The organism is Synechococcus sp. H60.2, from assembly GCF_047462315.1.
GTDB lineage: Bacteria > Cyanobacteriota > Cyanobacteriia > Thermostichales > Thermostichaceae > Thermostichus.
Window position 1 is genome coordinate 1 of the sequence record NZ_JANSIZ010000109.1, and the last position, 5,597, is coordinate 5,597.

7 protein-coding genes are annotated in these 5,597 nt (G+C 62.8%); 6 read left to right on the plus strand and 1 reads right to left on the minus strand.

Translation table 11 applies throughout. From position 1 onward, the window contains the following. Positions 1-102: 102 nt before the first annotated feature. The 6 genes from tsaB (at position 103) to NW845_RS12170 (ending at position 4,042) form a co-directional block, all read left to right on the plus strand. Complete coding sequence (gene tsaB / locus NW845_RS12145; RefSeq protein ID WP_414365624.1) at positions 103-777, plus strand: tRNA (adenosine(37)-N6)-threonylcarbamoyltransferase complex dimerization subunit type 1 TsaB; 675 nt, start codon at positions 103-105, stop codon at positions 775-777. Between the two features lie 45 nt (positions 778-822). Beyond that, positions 823-1,380: an elongation factor P gene (gene efp / locus NW845_RS12150; RefSeq protein WP_414365625.1), complete on the plus strand. Its 558-nt coding sequence runs from the start codon at positions 823-825 to the stop codon at positions 1,378-1,380. Between the two features lie 68 nt (positions 1,381-1,448). After that, on the plus strand, positions 1,449-1,925 hold the full coding sequence (gene accB, locus NW845_RS12155; RefSeq protein ID WP_414378716.1) for an acetyl-CoA carboxylase biotin carboxyl carrier protein: 477 nt from the start codon (positions 1,449-1,451) through the stop codon (positions 1,923-1,925). A gap of 93 nt (positions 1,926-2,018) precedes the next feature. Beyond that, positions 2,019-3,026, plus strand: a complete 1,008-nt coding sequence (locus tag NW845_RS12160) for a DNA polymerase III subunit delta' (protein ID WP_414378717.1) — start codon at positions 2,019-2,021, stop codon at positions 3,024-3,026. A 23-nt stretch (positions 3,027-3,049) separates the two neighbouring features. Beyond that, positions 3,050-3,661, plus strand: a complete 612-nt coding sequence (gene plsY / locus NW845_RS12165) for a glycerol-3-phosphate 1-O-acyltransferase PlsY (RefSeq protein WP_414372816.1) — start codon at positions 3,050-3,052, stop codon at positions 3,659-3,661. A gap of 36 nt (positions 3,662-3,697) precedes the next feature. Further along, positions 3,698-4,042: a gamma-glutamylcyclotransferase gene (locus NW845_RS12170; protein WP_414372814.1), complete on the plus strand. Its 345-nt coding sequence runs from the start codon at positions 3,698-3,700 to the stop codon at positions 4,040-4,042. On the opposite strand, the gene NW845_RS12175 is transcribed toward NW845_RS12170, so the two are convergent. Then, positions 4,039-5,597, minus strand: a 1,559-nt coding sequence (locus tag NW845_RS12175; protein ID WP_414378718.1) for a cation:proton antiporter, incomplete at its 5' end; no start/stop codon positions are given. The genes NW845_RS12170 and NW845_RS12175 overlap by 4 nt on opposite strands.

Below are 5,597 nucleotides of genomic sequence, written 5' to 3' on the forward strand. Positions count from 1 at the left end.
TCATGATGGCAAACTTCCCTGAGGAAGCGCGAAGATTGACAACACAACCTTAAAACATCCGTTAAGTTCTGTCAACTACCTCGCTTGATCCTGAGAGAGGCCATGTCAGTTCCCCGCTGGATTTTAGGGATCCACACCACCACGCCTGTTCTGGGCTTGGCCCTGTTGCCGCTGGAGGAGAAGCTGGGGGAGAGCCGCAGCCGGAGTTGGTGGCTGGATCGGGAGATGGCGGCCCAGTTGCACCCTTGCCTGAGGGAGTTCTTAGCCAGCCAGGACTGGTCGCAGATGGCGGGGATCGCTGTAGCTTTGGGGCCGGGGAGTTTTACCGGCAGCCGTTTGGGGGTGAGTGTGGCGCGGTTGTTGGGCCAGCAGTTGCGCATTCCGGTGTTTGGCTACTCGACCTTGGCGGTTCTCGCCCGCCAGGCTTGGCAGGAGCAGGGATCCCCGCCTCAGCCCCTGACGGTGGCGGTGCACATGGACGCCAAGCGGGGGGAGCAGTATGGTGGCGTGTACCGGGTGGGCCCAGAACATTGGGTTGCCGAAGTAGCGGATCAGCTCTGGGAGGAAGCTGCTTGGCAGACGGTTCTGCGGCAGTGGCCGCAGGCTCTCGTCGTCGATGCCGCCGACTGGGTAGATCCGGCGCCTGTGCTGGCGTTGGCGGAACTAGCCCGCGCCGATTTCCAGGCAGGCTTGCGCCCTCCCTGGCAGACGGTGTTGCCTCTTTACGGACGTCAGCCGCCCGTTGATCTCAGAGGGCTGAATCGGAGTGCCCCGTAGCCGGGGTAAGATTGGGAAGTCTAAGCAACGGATCGCTGTGCTGACATGATCTCAAGCAACGATTTGCGCCCCGGCGTCTCTGTGGAAATTGACGGCGCTCCCTACAAGGTAATCGAGTTTCTGCACGTGAAACCTGGCAAGGGCTCGGCTTTTGTGCGCACCAAGCTCAAAAATATGCAGACCGGCAACGTTGTGGAGAAAACCTTCCGCGCCGGCGAAATGCTGCCTGCCGCCACTATTGAAAAAGTGAATATGCAGTATCTCTACGCAGAAGGGGACAATTTCGTGTTCATGGACATGGAGACCTACGAACAGGCTCCCCTCAGTGCTGCCCAAATTGGCTCTGCCGTGAAATACCTGAAAGAGAACATGGAAGTGGCCATCCTGCGCTGGAAGGGGCAGGTGATCGATGTGGAGCTGCCCAACACCGTTGTCTTGGAAGTGGTGGAAACCGATCCCGGCGTGAAAGGAGATACGGCCACGGGAGGAACCAAGCCCGCCAAGCTGGAGACCGGCGCTGAGATCCAGGTGCCTCTGTTTATCAAGGTGGGAGAACGGGTGCGTGTCGATACTCGCACCGACACCTATATAGGCCGCGAGTGATGGCTCTCCTTCTTCTTCGCCGCTGGGCTGCCGTTGTGGACAGGTGATGCATCAGGAGTAACGTTCCCTTGGATGTTGTCAATTGGCAGGAAGTTCGCCTTCTGCTGGCCGCTCTGCAGGAGAGCGACGTTACCGAGCTAACCCTGGAGTACAAGGATTTCCGCCTGACCCTGCGCAAAGGAATCCCGACTGGCCTTGCTGCTGCCGCCGCTCCGCCCGCTGCCCCGCCGCCAGCACCCCCCCCTGCTCCCCCTGCAGAAGCTCCCCCTCCTGAGAGCGCTTCTAAGCCTGCCCCCAGCCACTGGGTAGAGGTGACAGCACCGATGGTGGGCACCTTCTACAGCGCTCCTGCCCCTGGAGAGATGGATTTTGTGCAGGTTGGCCAGCGGGTGAACAAGGGCCAAACTCTCTGTATCATCGAAGCCATGAAGCTGATGAACGAGATAGAAGCTGAAACCGCAGGCGTGGTGAGGGAGATTTTGGTGAGCAACGGCCAGCCGGTAGAATTTGGTCAAGTTTTAATGCGACTGGATCCCACGGCCTAACGGCAGGAGCAGAGATGAAGCTTTGCGTGTTGAGGAAGCAGCGGCTCCAGGGCTCTCTTGCCGACCTTTGCCAGGGAGTAAGCAATTCTGCCAATGCCCCAGCCCCAGGTTGAGGGGGTAAAGGTTCTGCCCCCCCGGCACATCGTCGGGCAGGAGCTGGCGGCGCGGCTGCTGGTGGCTGCTCTGGAAAAGGGGCGGGTGACCTCCAGCTACTGTTTCTTGGGGCCAGAGGGGGTGGGGCGAGGGCTGATGGCCCGCTGGTTTGCCCGGGCCCTCTTCTGCGAGGCCAGCTCGGGGATCCCTTGCGGCCAGTGCTCCAACTGCCGTTGGCTGCTAGCGGGCACCCATCCCGACCTCCACTGGGTCAGCCCTACCTATCTCCACCAGGGCCGCCTGATAGCAGCGGAGGCCCCGGAGGCGCAAACTCTGCAGCGGCGCTCCCCGCCGCAAATTCGCCTGGAACAGGTGCAGGGAGTGGCCCGCTTCTCTGCCCGTAAGCCAATGCGCGCCCGCCGTTCGCTGGTGGTGCTGGAGGGGGCGGAAACCCTGGCAGAAAGTGCGGCCAATGCCCTCCTGAAAACCCTGGAGGAGCCCGGGCCGGCCCACATCGTTCTCATCGCCCCCCAGGCGGCCTCCCTGCTGCCGACGCTGTTGTCCCGCTGCCAGATGGTGCCTTTCCGCCGCCTCAGCCCGGCAGAGGTAGAGCGGGTGTTGGTTAGTTTGAACTGCCCGGAGCTGCCCGGGATCCCTCGCTCTGAGCTGATTGCCCTGGCCCAAGGCAGCCCCGGACGGGCGCTGGAGGCCCACCAGCACCTGCAAAGGATCCCGCCGTCGCTGCTGCAAGACCTTAGACGCTGGCCCCCCTCGCTGCGGCAGGCCCTGGAACTGGCCAGGGCGGTGGCCGCTCTCGACTTGCCGGCGCAACTGTGGCTGATTGACTATCTGCAGCAGCATTTCTGGGTGCAGGGATCCCGCCAGGCCATCTGGCAATTGGAGCAGATTCGTCACCAGCTTTTGCACTTTGTGCAACCGCGCCTTGCTTGGGAGGTCAACCTGGCCGGATTCGACAGCAGTTGTAACCCAAGCCCTGTGGCAAAGTGAGAAAGAGCGTTCAAGACCTGCCTATGCCTGCCTGGCTTTTGGCTTTCCTCGCGGCCCTTGGAGGCTACTTGCTGGGATCCATCCCCACCGGCTACTGGGTGGGACGTTGGTGGGGCGGGATCGACCTCCGCCAAGCGGGCTCCGGCTCGACGGGGGCAACCAACGTGTTGCGGACGCTGGGCAAGGGGCCGGCGCTGCTGGTGCTGCTGGTGGATGCCGCCAAGGGGGCAGCAGCGGTGGCGCTGGGATCGGCTTTGGGATCCCCGTGGTGGGTGGTCGTAGCGGCCCTGGGGGCAGTGGTTGGCCACAGCCGCTCCTGCTGGCTGGGCTTTAGGGGGGGCAAGTCAGTGGCCACCAGCCTGGGGATCCTCTTGGCCATGGCTTGGCCGGTGGCCCTGGCTACCTTTGGCGTCTGGCTGCTGGGGATCGCCCTTACCCGCATTGTCTCCTTCAGCTCGCTGCTGGCGGCGGTGGCGGCGCCGCTGCTAATGTGGGCTCTGGGTCAGCCTCTGCCCTATGGGTTGTTTGCCCTGGTAGGGGGGGTTTATGTCATTGCTGCCCATCGGCGCAACATCGAGCGCCTGCTGGCCGGCTCAGAGCCCCGCCTTGGCCAAAAATTGGCCCAATCCCCCTAATTCTCCCTGTCCCAGAGCACGATGGAACCAACGACCGTGGTTTTTGTCTACGGATCCCTGCTGCGGGGCGGCCAGTACCACAGTCTGCTGCAAGGAGCAGAGTTTTTGGGAACCGACAGCCTCAACCACATCGATCTCTACGATCTCGGCCCCTACCCGATGGCCGTTCCTGGCCGCAACCGTCTCTACGGCGAGCGCTACCGCATTCCCCTGAGCCTGTTGCCCCGCCTAGACGAGCTGGAGGATCACCCGCGGCTGTACAGACGGCAGTGGGTGCAACTGGAGAGTGGCACTTCGGCCTGGGTTTACCTGGGCCGGCCTGAGCAGGTGCAGGGGTGCCCCCTTATCCCCAGTGGCCGCTGGCTGCCCCGACCTTCCTAGAGATCAAAGTGGAGCTTAATGCCCTCAACATACTGAGGCAGTAACTCCGCTGAGGGCAGATCCCATTCTGAGGGATCCGACTCTCTGGCAGAGGGAGCAGCGGCCTCTACAGGGCTGGCAAGCCGCTCTAGGTAGTAAATGCAATCCCCACGTCGCCAGATGCCTGGCTCCGGCAAGTAGAACAGCCGACCAACCTGGGACGACTTACCCTTCTCTCCAAACCAGCCTCCCAGACGCTGCGGGCGCACCAGCAGCAAAGGCAGGCACAGATCCGCCTTAATGCGGTAGGCAAACTGATCCCGCAGCCGCTCCAGAGCGGGATCCTCCAGCCCCATCTGAGCCGAGAAGGGGTTGAGCAGCGTTGAACGCGCTGCCCAGCTCGACTCCTGGGCCGAGGCCACCGCCGATTGGGGGGGCTTCAAGCCCAGATCCGCCAAGGTGGGCAGGGTAATCGAGCGCAGCTCCGCTCGCTTAGCTTCTAGGTAGCCGGCCCAGCGCTGCAGTTGGGAAAAGGGGATTGGCAGGGCGCGGATCCCTTCTGAGATGGGCATCTCCGGCAGCAACACCGTCCAGATGGCAGCAGAAACCGAGAGTTTCACCATCAGCTCGGCAATCGCCCAGTTCATCTGCGGATCCAGCGTTAGGATCAGCAGCGTCTCCGCGTGGTCAATATCGGCCTTCAACAGGGCCGACTCGCTTAGCACCACTTCCTGCAGGGATCCCGGCAGCAGCCGGCCAACTTCCTCTTCAGCTCCACCGGCTCCATTACTCCCAGAGGGATCCCCCAGGGCATAGGCGACCTTGTGGCCGTTGAGCTGGGCTAGGCCAGCAGGCTCGCGCAGACGGGATCCCGACGGCAGCGGCAGCACCTCCACCGCCTGGTTGAGGGAGCTCATCAACTGGGCCAACTGGCTGACGAGGGGATGGTTGCCGACGATCACCGTAGAACTGCCCTGATCCAAGCCCAGCCAACGGGCCACCCAGGCGGCGGTCAGCCCCTGCACCGTCACCGTGACCGAGATGGTCAAAAACACCAGCGCCTTGAGGGCATCCCCCCCAGTAATGCCTCGCTCGGTGAGCAAAATGGCAAACAGAGAGGCCACCGATGCCGCCACAATACCGCGGGGAGCCAGCCAGGCCACAAACAACTTTTGCCGCCAGTTGAGGTCACTGCCCCAGGTACACAGCCACACACTCAGGGGGCGAACCACCAGCATCAGGCAGAGCACCGTGGCCAGCGCTCCCCAGCCCAAAGCAAATACCGCCTTTAGAGAGAGGGTGGACGTGAGCAAGATGAACAACACTGAGATGGCCATCACCACCAACTGGCCATGGAATTGGCGCACGCTCCGCTCGGCAATGGCCGCCTTCTGCCGCACCACCAGGCCCGCCATCACTACCGCCATCAGCCCCGCTTCTGAGCGCAGCGACTGGGCCAGGGTAAACACCCCCAGCGCCCCCGCCAGCACCACCGAGTTGCGCAACTCCTCCGTCAAAAATTGCCGCGACCAGAGCAAAAAGGATCCCATCAGCCAGCCCCCCAGCGCCCCCACCG

Excerpts from the sequence above, each read along its gene's own strand:
- plsY (WP_414372816.1), top strand. The coding sequence starts at position 3,050 with ATGCCTGCCTGGCTTTTGGCTTTCCTCGCGGCCCTTGGAGGCTACTTG.
- NW845_RS12160 (WP_414378717.1), top strand. The coding sequence starts at position 2,019 with ATGCCCCAGCCCCAGGTTGAGGGGGTAAAGGTTCTGCCCCCCCGGCAC.
- efp (WP_414365625.1), top strand. The coding sequence starts at position 823 with ATGATCTCAAGCAACGATTTGCGCCCCGGCGTCTCTGTGGAAATTGAC.
- tsaB (WP_414365624.1), top strand. The coding sequence starts at position 103 with ATGTCAGTTCCCCGCTGGATTTTAGGGATCCACACCACCACGCCTGTT.